Raw genomic sequence first — 12722 nt, forward strand, 5'->3', positions numbered from 1 at the left:
CACAGTCCGTGGGGCTACGAGCCACGACTACGACGGGGATCGCCGTATGAGCAGCATGTCAGGTTCCGCCGCACGACTGCCACGGGCCACGGCGTACGGACCGGCCGAATGAACTACAGACGCGATATCGATGGCCTGCGGGCCGTTGCGGTGCTGCCGGTCGTGCTCTTCCATTTCGGCGTATCCGCCATTCCCGGCGGCTTCACCGGCGTCGACATCTTCTTTGTCATATCGGGCTATCTGATCAGCGGCAGCCTGCTCGACGATCTCGAGCGCGGCCAGTTCTCGATCGGCCGCTTCTACTGGCGCCGTGCGCGGCGCATCCTGCCGGCGCTGACTTTCGTCATCCTGCTCGCCAGCATCGCCGCCTGGTTCATCCTCCTGCCGTCCGACCTTCGCGAATACAGTCTCAGCGTGATCGCGGCCTCGACCTTCTGGTCGAACATCTATTTCTGGAAGACGACGAACTATTTCTCCATCGACGCGGAACTGCGGCCATTGCTGCACACATGGTCGCTTTCGGTCGAGGAGCAGTATTATATCTTCGCGCCGATCCTGGTGTATCTGATCTACCGATACGCCTCGAAGCGCTGGCTGACGATATTGCTGCCGATCGCCATCGGCAGTTTTGTCCTGGCGGTCATGGCAACCACGCTGGCGCCGACCGCCGGCTTCTACCTCTTGCCGACACGCATCTGGGAACTGGCGCTGGGCGCCATTCTGATGCTGAAAAAACCGCCGGCGCTTGCCAGCCGCCCGCTGACGGAACTGATCGGCCTCGCCGGTTTTGGCCTGATCGCCTTCGGCTTTCTGACGATTTCGGAGAGCGACCCGTTTCCGGGCTACAATGCCCTGTTCCCCTGCATCGGAACGGCGCTGCTCATCTTTGCGGGCCAGGCGCATGCCGACAGGCCGGTCCCTGTCGCGACGCGCGTGCTTCAGCTGACCCCACTGGTCTGGGTCGGGCTCATCTCCTATTCGCTCTACCTCGTTCACTGGCCGATCAATTCGTTCGTCCACTATCTCTCGCTGAAAGCCATCGGCGTGCCGACGATCATGGTGATGACGGTGGCGAGCGTCGCGTTGGCAACATTCTCATGGAAGTATGTCGAGCAGCCCTTCCGCCGGAAGGGGGCCTTCACCGCCCCGCTGCCCATCTTCGCCTTCTCGGCCACGGCGATCGCCTTGCTGTGCGTCGGCGGCGTGGCCGGTGCGCTCGGCAAGGGTTTTCCGCAACGGTTCCCGGACTTCTCGACGCAACGGATCCTGGTGGGTGACTGGCGCAACGGCGTCTGTTTCAACGAGGGCGCGAGCCGGATCGAGGACTGGAACCTCGCCGACTGCACCCGCACGCACGGCTTTGCCACCAATGTGCTGCTGTGGGGCGATTCCTTCGCCGCGCATTATGTGTCCGGGCTGGAGGCCAACGCTGAGAAAATCCAGGCCAATGTCATCCAGTATACCTATGCCGGCTGCCCACCCAATCTGAGCTACTTCTCCTATGCCAGGCCGGCCTGCACGCGCTTCAACGAACGGGCGCTGTCGATCATCCGCGAGGCCAATATCCAGGCCGTGATCCTGAGCGGCCGATGGACCGACTACCAGGCCAGGGGCTTCGACGGCCTGCAGAAGACGGTCGACCGGCTGCGCGACATGGGCGTCAAAGTCTATGTCATCGGCCAGTCTCCGGAATTCATCGCCGACGTCCAGAAAATCGCTTTCTTCGCAAGACGGGACCATGTCGCGAACACATCCTGGCCGATGGCCATGGATCCGGACATCAACAAACAGGTGCAGCCATTCGTCAAAGGGGCCGATTTCATCGACCCGCTGGCCTATCTGTGCGACGCGGCCGGCTGTTCCTACGCCGACGCCGGCACCAGGCAATTTCTCTACTTCGACTATGGTCATTTCTCTTCCGCCGGCGCGACGCTCGCCATCTCGAAATACTGGCCTAGCTTTGCCGCCAGCAACAAAGTCGCGAAGGCAAAATAGGAATCCCGGACCAGCGCGGAGGCAACCGCGAAAGCGTTTGTTCAGGGATCGCTTTGCGATTGCCCGAAGGCCGAACCTCATGGTAACGAGGGCACGCGCGGGTATGATGTAATGGTAGCCTGTCAGCTTCCCAAGCTGAACGCGCGGGTTCGATTCCCGCTACCCGCTCCAGCATATACCACAAGGGTTTGCGCCTCATTTCACGACCGATCAAAATGGGCAGTTTTACACCGAGTTTTACACAATCGGTCCCCGGTCTGTTCCTTATGACGGTGCTGGTTTGGGGTCTGTCGGCGTCAGCAAAGGCCGAACCGCTCGCCGGAACGGCCTCAGTCATCGACGGCGACACCATCGAAATCCACGGCCAGCGTGTCCGCTTCAATGGCATCGACGCGCCGGAGAGTGCGCAGCTCTGCCTTGACGCCGCCGGCAAGAAATACCGTTGCGGGCAAAAGGCATCTATCGCCTTGGCGGACTTCCTCGATGCGCACCGCCCGACATCCTGCATTGAGGTCGACCGCGACCGCTTTAAGCGCATGGTCGCCGTCTGCACGGCAGGCGGTGTCGATATCGGCGAATGGATGGTCAGGAATGGCTATGCGGTCGACTGGCCGAAATACAGCGCTGGCTTCTATGCCAAGGCTGAGACGGACGCTAGGAAGGCCAAGCGCGGCCTATGGACTGGATCGTTCGACAGGCCATGGGAATGGCGTAGGCAAATGACGGTCACCTAGGGCTGCCGCTCGACGGTGAGCGCGTCCTCCCTTAGGCGGAAGGACGCATCCCATCAATAATTGCCGTTGTAATAGCGGTCGTCGCAGGGCGCGGTGTAGATGCGGCCGTAGCGGTCCTGGTAGCGGCACATCTGTTCGCCGCGGGGCTGCTGCGGGGTGGTGGCAGAGCCGACGACTGCGCCGAGCAGTGCACCGCCGGCTGCGCCGATGACGGTACTCTTGGTGTTGCCGCCGATCGCCTGGCCGACGAGCGCGCCGCCGGCACCGCCGAGCAAGGCACCGGTGGTGGCCCGCTGCTGGCCTTCAGTCTGCGACTGGCACCCCGCAAGTGCTGCGGTGATCAGCACCGCCAGAATAGCCTTCTTGATGATCATCATTGGAACTCCTTTGAAGCCCCGGGGACTGACGGACAGGGGCGAACGAAGCCGATGCGGTTGCATTGCGGCGGAACGGCGGCGCGGCTTCTCACGAAGTGAGTCAGGGTTTCCCATGAGTTGAAAGCCATGGTTTCCAAAGCGCAAAGCTAGGAGCGAACGCTTCGATTTAATGTTGACTGGAATTGCCATTCGCTGCCCGCTAGAATTGACATTCGTCCGATGGTGCAAGGCGATGGATAAGGTTGCTGCGGCGCGCGAACCTCCTAAGGAGCGGCGAAGGGTTCGCGCGGCTCAATACGTACGAATGTCCACCGAGCACCAGACTTATTCCCTTGAGAATCAGAAGGATGCAATCCGCGGTTATGCCGAGGTCATGGGGTACGACATCGTCGCCACCTATGAAGACCCCGGCCGTAGCGGGCTGCACATAGAAGGCCGGCCCGGCCTCAAGAAGCTGCTGTTCGACATTGAACACGGACTCGCCGATTACGAGACGGTCGTCGTCTACGACGTGAGCAGATGGGGCCGGTTCCAAAGCGTCGATGAAAGCGCTTCCTACGAATATCGATGTCAGATAGCGGGTGTGCGGATCGAGTTTTGCGCCGAGCAATTCGCGAACGATGGCACCGTCGGATCCGATGTACTGAAGGCCATAAAGCGCAGCATGGCCGCAGAGTACAGCAGGATGTTGTCACAGCGGGTCTTTTTGGGCCAGGTGAGGATGGCCCGCATGGGCTTCCACGTGGGCGGGATACAGGGACTCGGACTAAGCCGCCTGATGGTCGACCAGTTCGGACAGCCCAAACTCATCCTCGCCCGCTATGAACACAAGAATTTCCAGACAGACCGTGTGATCATCGTACCGGGGCCACCGGAAGAGATTGCCACTGTTCGATTGATCTTTCGCCTGTTCGTCAGGTCACGCAAAAACGAACCTCAAATCGCAAAATATCTGAATGACCGAGGGATCCTGAACGACTTCGGCCGGCCTTGGAAAAGCTATGGCGTGCGCCGTGTCCTGACCAATGAGAAATATATCGGCAACAACGTCTGGAATAGACGCTGCACCAAGCTGAAAACCAAAGTTGCGTACAATCCCCCGGACCAATGGGTCAGGGCGGACAACGCCTTTGAGCCTATCATCAGCCGCCAATTATTCGACAAAGCACAGCAAATTTTGAAATCGCTTTATCTTCACATGAGCGATGACGAGATGCTGGCAGCCCTACGAAACCTCCACAAACGGCATGGGAAACTGTCGTGTGACATCATCAACGCAGCGCCCGGATGCCCTTCGGCCTATCGCTATAGCGCGCATTTCGGAGGTCTGCTCGGAGCATACAAGCTGATCGGTTGCCTGCCGCTCAGAAAGTCTCATTTCATCGAGATTGACAGGCGCCTCACGGCTATCCGCCATCGCGTTATGGAAGACCTGCTCGTCGCGGTCGACAAGGCAGGCGGCCGCGTTTCCCAGGCCCCTGAAACGGAGATCATCCGCATCAATGGCGAGTTGACCGTAGCGCTCGCAATCGCCAGGTGTCGCGTTTCGCATTGTGCCTATCCCCGCTGGTCTTCGAGGGCCGTGCGAGAGGCCATGGCGGATATTTTCGTCTTGATCCGCATGCAGCCGGGCAATCTGATCATTCGCGATTACCTGATCGCTCCGATGCATGAAATCGTGGGGTTCAAAGGAGATTTCCATGTCAACAATGGAATGAAGCTGGATGCGTTTGTTTTCCGATCGCTTGATCCGCTCGTTGCGCTGGCCGAGCGAACATTCGTCGGGAGTGCCACATGACGGAGCGCCGCACGGTTTTAGGCTTGGAAGCCGCCGACCGCCTTTTGCAGAATAACCGCACAAGGCACGCTGCGCTTTTGGAAAAGATGCAAGAGCCCAACAGGTGGTTCACCGGTCCCTGGCTGTGCAAAACCTATCAGGCTGAATACCAAAGAACGCGGGACATGATCGCAGAAGCGATTATCTCTCGGCATCTTCTGGAGACGATCACCGAGGTATTTCGATATCCGATCAAACAGGAATCGTTCCGTCGTCTGCTATCGGCCGAAAGCCTGGCCTCTGTGCCGAAGGCCCTGACCGAAGGGCCTACTTTGAACCTGCTTGCGGAGAGTTCCGCGCCAAGGCCCTTGGTCAATGGAGTTTCTCCCGAGGTGATCGAGCTTTTGCAGGATTGGAATGTGCCGCCACAGGTCTTCGCGTCCTTGCGCAAGATGGTTCCGGAAAGGCAGCTCAAAGCGGCAAAGCTCATGATCGCCCTGAAGAGAGTGAGCTTCCACTATGCGCAACTCCTCGCAACGCTTACTCCGGCGTCGCAGTTGGTGGATCCCTCCAAGCCGAGGAAGAAGTTTGTCGGGGTGACAGCCGACGAGCTGGCTATCATGGAAGCTGAATTTGATTTGCTGAACGATGAATTTCTCTTCTGCGCCAGCCTTCGTGGCACCTGGGTGCTGGAGTTGATCGCGGCGAGACTCTATCTCGACCGGGTGATGGAAAACGCGCGGGTGGTCAGACACCTTGCGCGGGATTTCCCGGAGCAGCTCGCAAAGTTCCAAACGATACTGGACATTCCAGCGGGTCAGGAAGCTTTGCCGAGCCAACCAGTCAAAACCGGACCAAGGCGCACGCATTTTGTCTTCTGAGGTGGCGCCTTCGGGTCGCAAGCGCTCGGCCATCACCCTCAGTTTCGCGGCATGCTGTGTATCTCCATCCGAACCGGTCCGCCCTTGTTGCAACTCGTGCAGAAAAGAGCGCGCTCAACAGTGCTGAATAGAGCGTATTTGCCATAGCGCCGGATCAGACCTTCGGGCTTCACCTCGGCATGGTGCGAGCAGTTCATACAATGGGCGCGCAAAACGTGCCAGCTGCGCAGGTCGCCCAACGCAACGTCAAGTCCGGCGTGAACGCTTCCGTCTATGATGGTCTGCGGCGGCAGCTTGACCTCGCCCGGGGTAATCATCTTCTCCATGACGTGGCGGCTGTTGTAATGGATCAGCAACATGCCGGGCCGGCGCCGGATCGCAGCGTGCCAGGCCGCCTGGCTTACCACCGCGTCCGGCGATCGACATATGGTCTCGAGATGCGTCTTCTCCTCGCTGTCCCAAACCTCAATGCGGAAATTGTCCTCGGCAGTGTCGACCATCTATGGGCGTGCCTTGTGCCAGCCGCGAGAGAAGCCATTCGAGACCGCAGCGCGCGACAGGGCAAGCTCGCGTTCGAGTGCGGAATTCCTTGCAAGCGCATTGAGCAGGGCTATCACGGCGTCGCCACCGGCAGCAGCAATGGCATGCTGCGCCGCGAACTCCAATTCCGACATAGCTTCGCCGGCCGGCGCGTTTTGGCGCTTTCCCATAGCCCATACCTGCTCAGATACCTGATGGATTAAGGAACATATTCCTGTCAGGTCAAGAGGTATTGACTCTCATGTTCCTATTTTGTTCACTGCTGGCATGATGGCCACAGGAGGCGTAACCAGGAGCAACACATGTGCGGCCGCTACACCCGGTATCTGACATGGTCCGAAATCCACCAGCTTTACCGTCTGACGGCGCCGGCGGAGACCGGCCGCAACGACGAACCGCGCTACAACATCGCTCCGACGCAGGACGTCCCTTTCGTTACCGCCGGCGAGGACGGCAATCACCGTTTGCGCGAGGGGCGCTGGTGGCTCGTTCCGTTCTGGGCAAAGGAGATGCCCAAAGCGGCCATGTTCAACGCCAGGATTGAGGGTATCGACACCGCACCGGCGTTCCGGGACGCCTTCAAATCGAAGCGCTGCCTGATCCCGGCTGACGGTTTCTACGAATGGACCATGTCGCCGGCCGACGGCAAGAAGGATCCCTGGCACATCTATCTGCCAGGTCACGCGCCCTTCTCGTTTGCCGGGCTTTGGGCGCACAACTCCAATCTCGACATCACCAGCTGCACCATCATCACGGAGCCCGCCGGCGAGCCGATGAAGAATTTGCATGACCGGCAGCCGGTCATTCTCGACCACGCTTACTATGACGCATGGCTCGACCCGGCCACGCCGAAGGAGGACCTGAAGGATATCCTCAGCCACGACATTGACGGACAGCTTGAGTTCAACCGTGTTGGCCGCGACGTCAATTCGACCGTCGTCAACAAGCAACCGAACGACCACCCTGCCCTGGTCGGGCCGATCAATCCGCTATGAGCGACGAACCGATCAAGCTTGGCGAGGGCATGACATCGGCGCCACGCGACCTGGCCAAATTGCTCGGCCATACATGCGAGCACAAGGATTGCGGCAAGGTCGCCGGTTGGGGTTTTGCCCGACCGCGGGGAGTATCGCACTGGTTTTGCTTCGAGCATCGCACCGACGGCGATCGATACCTTTAGGAGCGCAAATGTCAGACCATATCTTGCCCGGCCAAAAGAAACCGAAGCTGATCGTGGTCGTTGCGTTCGACCGCGGTGACGACGGGGAGTTGTTCACGGCATACGGGCCGACTGACCAGCAGAGCGAAGAGCGCGCCACCCGCACCGCCAAGGGACTTTCAGGACAACATGTCGGCGTCCTGGCCTGGAGCCGGGACGCCGATCCCCTCCTAGGCGATTACGGACCGCCAACGGTGCTGTTTGTCAGCGGCGAAGTGCCGGATATGGAGTAGCTACTTCCGCGTCGGCGATCGACTTGTGAGTGAGATCGTCAACAGAGAACAAAATCCGCCTTCGCCGTCTCTGGGTCGTTTTTGGCCAGCCTTCGGTCGAGTCCGCGGGGCTCATCACCTGATAGGCTGACGCGTATCCCTTTGCGAGGCGCTCGCCAGGCCGAAGCTGCAGCACCCGCCAACAGACGGCTTGCGCGGTCAGATCGCACAAATTACACAGGCGCAATAGCGATCAGGACGAAATGGAAACATGTCAGAAGAAACAGCTGAAAACGCCATCGAGCTTATCGAACTCACCGCTGATATCGTTTCGGCCTTCGTCAGCAACAACTCAGTGCCAGTCTCAAACTTGGCGGATCTGATATCATCGGTGCACGCGTCCCTCTCCTCGATAGGTCGCGACACGCCTCCTCAAGCCGAGCCGCTCACGCCAGCAGTGAACCCGAAGAAGTCGATATTCCCGGATTACATTGTGAGCCTGGAAGATGGCCGCAAATTCAAGTCGATGAAGCGCCATCTCGGCTTGCTGGGCATGACCCCTGATCATTATCGCGCCAAATGGAATCTGCCTGGCGACTATCCAATGGTGGCACCGAACTATGCCGCAGCTCGGTCGGCGCTGGCCAAGGCCAGTGGGCTCGGCCGCAAGCCTGCCCCGGTCGCGCCGGCCAAGAAGGCACCTGCGAAGCGCAAAGCAAAAGCCTAATCCGCCAACGCGTATGGCACCGTCTGATCTAAGCAAGCGCGCCGGACAATCGATCTCCTGTCCCATATCGGGGCGCATGGTTTGGGCAATTGCTTCGAGCCCTCTGTTGTGGCGTAAGAGCGCTACTTCCTATTTGCGAGGCAACAGGAGTAGGCAATGCGGATACTGGTAGGACCTGCGAAACGAGAAGGCGCTTCTCGGACGATTTTCCATCGACTGTTGGGCGATAGCGATTTCAGATCCGAAACGGATGGGGCGGTCGTCCTTTCGATAGATGCTGCCGGTATCTATGCAAAAGGTTCGCCATACCGATACCAGATTGAGTTCCCGCTTGATGAACTCGAGGCACTTGGGAGCCGGCCGGAGGCCGCAGGACTATGAGAGCGTAACGCGTAGTACATGACCGCCTCGGCCACCCGACGCAACATCACGGCTCAGTTTTAGGCAAGGCGCGGCAGCATTTGAAAAGCAACCGTCCGGCCGGCGCCATTCAGGCAACCTCCCAGCGAGGGCGCCGGCCATCTTTCAGTGCCTTTAATAACTATTCACGGCTCGTTGATCAGCCGCTTGATCTTTTTACCTTGATATCCGTAGTCGTCGATCAGCTTCTGGCAGGCCGGCGAAAGCGGTTCCGGCTTGGGGCCTCCGGGAGGCGGTGTGCCAGCGAAGGCCATGGCCATGTCGCCGTTAGATTTCAGCGCGCCGTTGATGTTGCCCTGATTGTCCAGTTCCGTCTGCAGCATCTGCAGCCTCGGAAGATTGACGGATAGCGTCGGGCAGTCCTTCAGCCCTTCCATCGCCTCCGAAATCTGCTTCCTTACTTTATCGGCTTTGGTTGCGGCCCTGCATGGCGTCACCGTCATGCAGGCTATCAAGGTGGCAGCAAGTGCAGCTTTCATCGCATTTCCCCCTGTCCCAGAAACGATAGTGTCGTAATCTGCCGGGTCGCGTCAACGGGCGCCAAGCTCACCCGGGGATCACTTGCCACCTCGTGGACCACCCGTCGTTAGAAGGCCGTACTGGTCCCTTGGTGTTCCGCCTATGAACGCGACTTCCTCCCGATCACTTCGCGCACAGCCTAGAACAGCACCTCATGCAGAACACGCGTTGACCGGTATTGGTCGCGGTGCGGCGATATGAATGGCTTGATGATTCTTAGATGCAGCGTTTGCGCTGCCGCCAAAAAGCGCTCGATTTCAGCCTGCGACATCTGGCTTGAGGGTTTTGACGTACCGGGCCGTCCATGCAGGTCATCTGAGCCTGCAGCAACTCAAGGTCATGTCGGCGATCGAGCACTGTCGCACCGCGGCCCTCGGCGGGCATGTCGAAGCCTGCGAGGACTGCGGCCAGTGGCGCATCGCCTACAACTCCTGCCGCAACCGGCATTGTCCGAAGTGCCAGGGCGCGGCCGCGCGGACATGGCTCGCCGAGCGAGAGGCCGACCTGCTGCCGGTCGGCTACTTCCATGTCGTGTTCACGCTGCCCGCCGAGGTTGCCGACATCGCCTTCCACAACAAGGCGGCGGTCTACGACCTGCTGTTCCGTGCGGCATCGGAGACGATGCTGACGATCGCGGCGGATCCGAAGCATCTCGGCGCGCGCATCGGCATCACCGCCGTCCTCCACACATGGGGCTCCGCGATGACCCACCATCCGCACGTCCACATGATCGTGCCGGGCGGCGGCATCGCGCCGGACGGAAGCCGGTGGATATCGTCGCGTCCGGGCTTCCTGCTGCCGGTGCGCGTGCTCGGTAAGCTGTTCCGCCGCCTGTTCCTCTCCCGGTTGGTCGCGCTGCACGACGCTGGCCGGCTCGCCTTCTTCGGCGCAATTGCTCATCTCGCGCAACGGCGGGCATTCCTGCGCCACCTGTCGCCGGTCCGGAAGAAGCGCTGGGTGGTCTACGCCAAGGCGCCCTTTGCCGGCCCGGAAGCGGTGCTCGCCTACCTGTCGCGCTACACGCACCGGGTCGCGATTTCGAACAGCCGGCTGATCGCCTTCGACAAGAGCGGCGTCACCTTCCGCTATAAGGACTATCGTCGCAACGGCGCCGACCGGCAGCAGCTCATGACGCTCGCCACCGACGAGTTCATCCGCCGCTTCCTGCTCCACGTGTTGCCAAAGGGATTCCACCGCATCCGGCATTGCGGCCTGCTTGCCGGCTCTGCTCGCAAGGCCAGCCTCGCGCTTGCTCGTGAACTCCTGAACGTCGCCGCAACGTCCGACGATGACACCAGAGACGAACCGGACAACTTCCGCCCGCCATGCCCCTGCTGTGGCGGCCGCATGATCGTGATCGAGGTGTTCGAACGATGGAGGCAGCCGCGCGGACCGCCACACGGCTCCCGGTCGACCGGGAGGAGCACGCCATGACCCGGCATGGAATGGTTCAGCCTTCAGCTGCAGGCACTCAGCCTCCGGCAACGGATCGACGCACGTCTAGGGTGATGATCGACTCCGACAGAGCCGCGCCCAGCCGCCCACCGTCCCGACAACACCGCGCGGAGGCGCAACGAAGCGGTCTGTCCGCATTCACCCCAGAGCTCCCCGACGGCGGTCGCGCCATTGCCGACATCTGCCGAAATCCGAAATCCCCATAGCCATCGCCTGTGGCCCGCGGGTTCCTTCCTCGGGGACTTTCGTACGCCTGCCGGCGCCCGAAACTCTTCACGCAAACGGACGGTCCGGTTTCGGAATATCCGAACAAGAAAGCGGACGATGCACCCAGCACATCGCAGGCCGCATCGCGCTCAAGCAGAGCTTGTCCGATAACAGGTCCGCGTTTCTAACTATCTCTCCTTGAATGCCTCCGATGTCACCTCCACAATCGGCGAGAACACATATCCCAGAATGCGCCTGCTATCGGTCTTGATTTCCACCGTGGCGGCCATGCCTGGCGTGAGGGGCACGTCGTGGCCGTCCGCGCTCATGACCGTCTTGTCCGGCGTGAGTGTGACCGGAAAAACCAGGTTCTGTGTGCGCTCGGCGCCGGCGAAGGTTGCATTGGAAATCTGGGCCGCGGGATTGCCTTCGAGTTGCGTTGCATCGGGCTCGGGAATGGCATCGGTGGCGACACTGGTCACCCTGGCGGTGATGGTGCCGTAGCGCGTGAAGGGGAAGGACTGGATCTTCACCACGGCCTCCTGCCCCGCCTTGACGAAGCCGATATCGGTGTTGAGGACATAGACCCGCAGTTCGAGCTTGGAGTCATCGGGCACGATGCGCATGACTTCCTGGCCCACGGTGACGACCTGGCCGACATTAGTGATCACCGATTCCTCCACAGTGCCCGAGATCGGGCTCACGATGGTCTTGCGTTCACGCTCGGCCGTGGCCCTGGCCAGTTTTTGGGTGAGGTCGTCGATCTGCCTTTCCGCATCGCCGAGTTTCTGCGTGTTGTCGCTGATGAATGCCTCGAGCGTCTTGTCGATCTCGCGCGCCTGCACCACGGCTTCGCCTTCGGCGTTGGCCAGTTGGCCTTGCTGGATGGCCAGTTGCGTGATTTGGTACTTCAGCGTCTCCGTGGCGTCGATCACGCTGGACTTTGTGTCCGCATCCTTGGCCTGGGCAGCGGAGCGCATGGTGACGCGAGCCTGGAGTGTGGAAATCAGGGATTTCTGGGTCTCGATTGTTTGGGCGAATTGATCCTGGTCGGTTAACTTTTCCTGACGCTGAGCCTTAAGCGAATTCAGGTTTGAAGCGAGCTGGCCGAGATCGCCGTTGAGGATGTTCTGCTCGCGGCTGCGCAAGAGATCGGGAACCTCATCGCCCCATGGGATGATCGGCTTGGACGGGAGTTTCTGTTCGCGCGCCGCATCGATGGCGGCACGCCGGCGTATCGCTTCGGCTTGATAGGAGGCAAGATCGCGCTTTAGCCCGGCTTCGTCGGCGATCTCCTCGGTTGCGTCGAGTTCGAGCAGCACATCGCCTTGGCTGACATGCGTGCCTTCCGCTGGCGGCAGCGCTTTGACCCGACCGGTTTCCAGTGGCTGAATGATCTTCACCTTGCCGGTTGGCTCGAACTTGCCCTGGGCCGAGGCGATGATGTCGATGCGGCCCAAATACGCCCAGGCGAGAGTCGTGGCGACAAAGGCGCAGATGATCAGGACCAGCGCCATGCGCACCGGCGATGGCGGTGTTTCCAGGATCTCAAGCGCCGGCGCGAGGAACTCCTGGTCCGAGCGCCTGGGCTTGGGCCTTCTGGAAGGCAGCGATGGTATCGGCTGGCCGGCTGAGGGCGGCGGCGGGCTGGCGTTCATC

Annotated in this window: 13 protein-coding genes and 1 tRNA gene; 9 read left to right on the forward strand and 5 right to left on the reverse strand. The window is 60.4% G+C overall.

The features are described 5' to 3' along the window. Nucleotides 1-108: 108 nt before the first annotated feature. From DBIPINDM_RS11480 to DBIPINDM_RS11490, 3 genes are all read left to right on the forward strand, one after another. Nucleotides 109-1995, forward strand: coding sequence for an acyltransferase family protein (locus DBIPINDM_RS11480; protein WP_258585821.1), 1887 nt, complete (start codon nucleotides 109-111; stop codon nucleotides 1993-1995). A gap of 97 nt (nucleotides 1996-2092) precedes the next feature. Continuing rightward, nucleotides 2093-2166 (forward strand) — tRNA-Gly (locus DBIPINDM_RS11485). A gap of 95 nt (nucleotides 2167-2261) precedes the next feature. Next, nucleotides 2262-2729, forward strand: coding sequence for a thermonuclease family protein (locus DBIPINDM_RS11490; RefSeq protein WP_258585822.1), 468 nt, complete (start codon nucleotides 2262-2264; stop codon nucleotides 2727-2729). Between the two features lie 53 nt (nucleotides 2730-2782). Here DBIPINDM_RS11490 and DBIPINDM_RS11495 read toward each other — a convergent pair whose 3' ends face one another. Continuing rightward, on the reverse strand, nucleotides 2783-3103 hold the full coding sequence (locus DBIPINDM_RS11495; RefSeq protein WP_258589244.1) for a YMGG-like glycine zipper-containing protein: 321 nt from the start codon (nucleotides 3101-3103) through the stop codon (nucleotides 2783-2785). 235 nt (nucleotides 3104-3338) lie between these two features. Here DBIPINDM_RS11495 and DBIPINDM_RS11500 point away from each other — a divergent pair, with 235 nt between their 5' ends. Next, the gene (locus DBIPINDM_RS11500) at nucleotides 3339-4904 is read left to right on the forward strand and encodes a recombinase family protein (protein ID WP_258585823.1); all 1566 of its coding nucleotides are present in this window, start codon (nucleotides 3339-3341) and stop codon (nucleotides 4902-4904) included. Beyond that, the gene (locus tag DBIPINDM_RS11505) at nucleotides 4901-5764 is read left to right on the forward strand and encodes a plasmid partitioning protein RepB C-terminal domain-containing protein (protein ID WP_258585824.1); all 864 of its coding nucleotides are present in this window, start codon (nucleotides 4901-4903) and stop codon (nucleotides 5762-5764) included. The genes DBIPINDM_RS11500 and DBIPINDM_RS11505 overlap by 4 nt, the downstream gene beginning before the upstream one ends. Before the next feature lie 38 nt (nucleotides 5765-5802). On the opposite strand, the gene DBIPINDM_RS11510 is transcribed toward DBIPINDM_RS11505, so the two are convergent. Together DBIPINDM_RS11510 and DBIPINDM_RS11515 are read right to left on the reverse strand one after the other, a co-directional pair. After that, nucleotides 5803-6264 carry a hypothetical protein gene (locus tag DBIPINDM_RS11510; RefSeq protein WP_258585825.1) on the reverse strand — a complete coding sequence of 154 codons (462 nt, stop codon included), beginning with the start codon at nucleotides 6262-6264 and terminating at the stop codon, nucleotides 5803-5805. Continuing rightward, nucleotides 6265-6474, reverse strand: coding sequence for a hypothetical protein (locus DBIPINDM_RS11515; RefSeq protein WP_258585826.1), 210 nt, complete (start codon nucleotides 6472-6474; stop codon nucleotides 6265-6267). A 132-nt stretch (nucleotides 6475-6606) separates the two neighbouring features. Here DBIPINDM_RS11515 and DBIPINDM_RS11520 point away from each other — a divergent pair, with 132 nt between their 5' ends. The 3 genes from DBIPINDM_RS11520 (at nucleotide 6607) to DBIPINDM_RS11530 (ending at nucleotide 8462) form a co-directional block, all read left to right on the forward strand. Further along, on the forward strand, nucleotides 6607-7299 hold the full coding sequence (locus DBIPINDM_RS11520) for an SOS response-associated peptidase (protein WP_258585827.1): 693 nt from the start codon (nucleotides 6607-6609) through the stop codon (nucleotides 7297-7299). A 193-nt stretch (nucleotides 7300-7492) separates the two neighbouring features. Beyond that, nucleotides 7493-7756 (forward strand): hypothetical protein, encoded by a 264-nt coding sequence (locus tag DBIPINDM_RS11525; protein ID WP_258585828.1) that lies wholly within the window; start codon nucleotides 7493-7495, stop codon nucleotides 7754-7756. 250 nt (nucleotides 7757-8006) lie between these two features. Continuing rightward, nucleotides 8007-8462, forward strand: a complete 456-nt coding sequence (locus DBIPINDM_RS11530) for a MucR family transcriptional regulator (protein WP_258585829.1) — start codon at nucleotides 8007-8009, stop codon at nucleotides 8460-8462. 545 nt (nucleotides 8463-9007) lie between these two features. Here the strand turns inward: DBIPINDM_RS11530 and DBIPINDM_RS11535 are convergent. Beyond that, entirely contained in the window at nucleotides 9008-9325 is a 318-nt protein-coding gene (locus DBIPINDM_RS11535; protein WP_258585830.1) for a hypothetical protein, read from the reverse strand. A 352-nt stretch (nucleotides 9326-9677) separates the two neighbouring features. Between DBIPINDM_RS11535 and DBIPINDM_RS11545 the strand changes: the two genes are divergently transcribed. Beyond that, nucleotides 9678-10835, forward strand: a complete 1158-nt coding sequence (locus DBIPINDM_RS11545; protein ID WP_258585831.1) for an IS91 family transposase — start codon at nucleotides 9678-9680, stop codon at nucleotides 10833-10835. Nucleotides 10836-11251: 416 nt separating this feature from the next. On the opposite strand, the gene DBIPINDM_RS11550 is transcribed toward DBIPINDM_RS11545, so the two are convergent. Further along, entirely contained in the window at nucleotides 11252-12721 is a 1470-nt protein-coding gene (locus tag DBIPINDM_RS11550; RefSeq protein ID WP_258585832.1) for an HlyD family type I secretion periplasmic adaptor subunit, read from the reverse strand. Nucleotide 12722 lies beyond the last annotated feature (1 nt).

The organism is Mesorhizobium sp. AR02 (assembly GCF_024746835.1).
Taxonomy (GTDB): domain Bacteria; phylum Pseudomonadota; class Alphaproteobacteria; order Rhizobiales; family Rhizobiaceae; genus Mesorhizobium.

What these genes read in the sequence shown, in the direction of transcription:
- DBIPINDM_RS11480 (WP_258585821.1), top strand. Translation starts at nt 109, where the DNA reads ATGAACTACAGACGCGATATCGATGGCCTGCGGGCCGTTGCGGTGCTG.
- DBIPINDM_RS11490 (WP_258585822.1), top strand. Translation starts at nt 2,262, where the DNA reads ATGACGGTGCTGGTTTGGGGTCTGTCGGCGTCAGCAAAGGCCGAACCG.
- DBIPINDM_RS11495 (WP_258589244.1), bottom strand. Translation starts at nt 3,103, where the DNA reads ATGATCATCAAGAAGGCTATTCTGGCGGTGCTGATCACCGCAGCACTT.
- DBIPINDM_RS11500 (WP_258585823.1), top strand. Translation starts at nt 3,339, where the DNA reads ATGGATAAGGTTGCTGCGGCGCGCGAACCTCCTAAGGAGCGGCGAAGG.
- DBIPINDM_RS11505 (WP_258585824.1), top strand. Translation starts at nt 4,901, where the DNA reads ATGACGGAGCGCCGCACGGTTTTAGGCTTGGAAGCCGCCGACCGCCTT.
- DBIPINDM_RS11510 (WP_258585825.1), bottom strand. Translation starts at nt 6,264, where the DNA reads ATGGTCGACACTGCCGAGGACAATTTCCGCATTGAGGTTTGGGACAGC.
- DBIPINDM_RS11515 (WP_258585826.1), bottom strand. Translation starts at nt 6,474, where the DNA reads ATGGGAAAGCGCCAAAACGCGCCGGCCGGCGAAGCTATGTCGGAATTG.
- DBIPINDM_RS11520 (WP_258585827.1), top strand. Translation starts at nt 6,607, where the DNA reads ATGTGCGGCCGCTACACCCGGTATCTGACATGGTCCGAAATCCACCAG.
- DBIPINDM_RS11525 (WP_258585828.1), top strand. Translation starts at nt 7,493, where the DNA reads ATGTCAGACCATATCTTGCCCGGCCAAAAGAAACCGAAGCTGATCGTG.
- DBIPINDM_RS11530 (WP_258585829.1), top strand. Translation starts at nt 8,007, where the DNA reads ATGTCAGAAGAAACAGCTGAAAACGCCATCGAGCTTATCGAACTCACC.
- DBIPINDM_RS11535 (WP_258585830.1), bottom strand. Translation starts at nt 9,325, where the DNA reads ATGACGGTGACGCCATGCAGGGCCGCAACCAAAGCCGATAAAGTAAGG.
- DBIPINDM_RS11550 (WP_258585832.1), bottom strand. Translation starts at nt 12,721, where the DNA reads ATGAACGCCAGCCCGCCGCCGCCCTCAGCCGGCCAGCCGATACCATCG.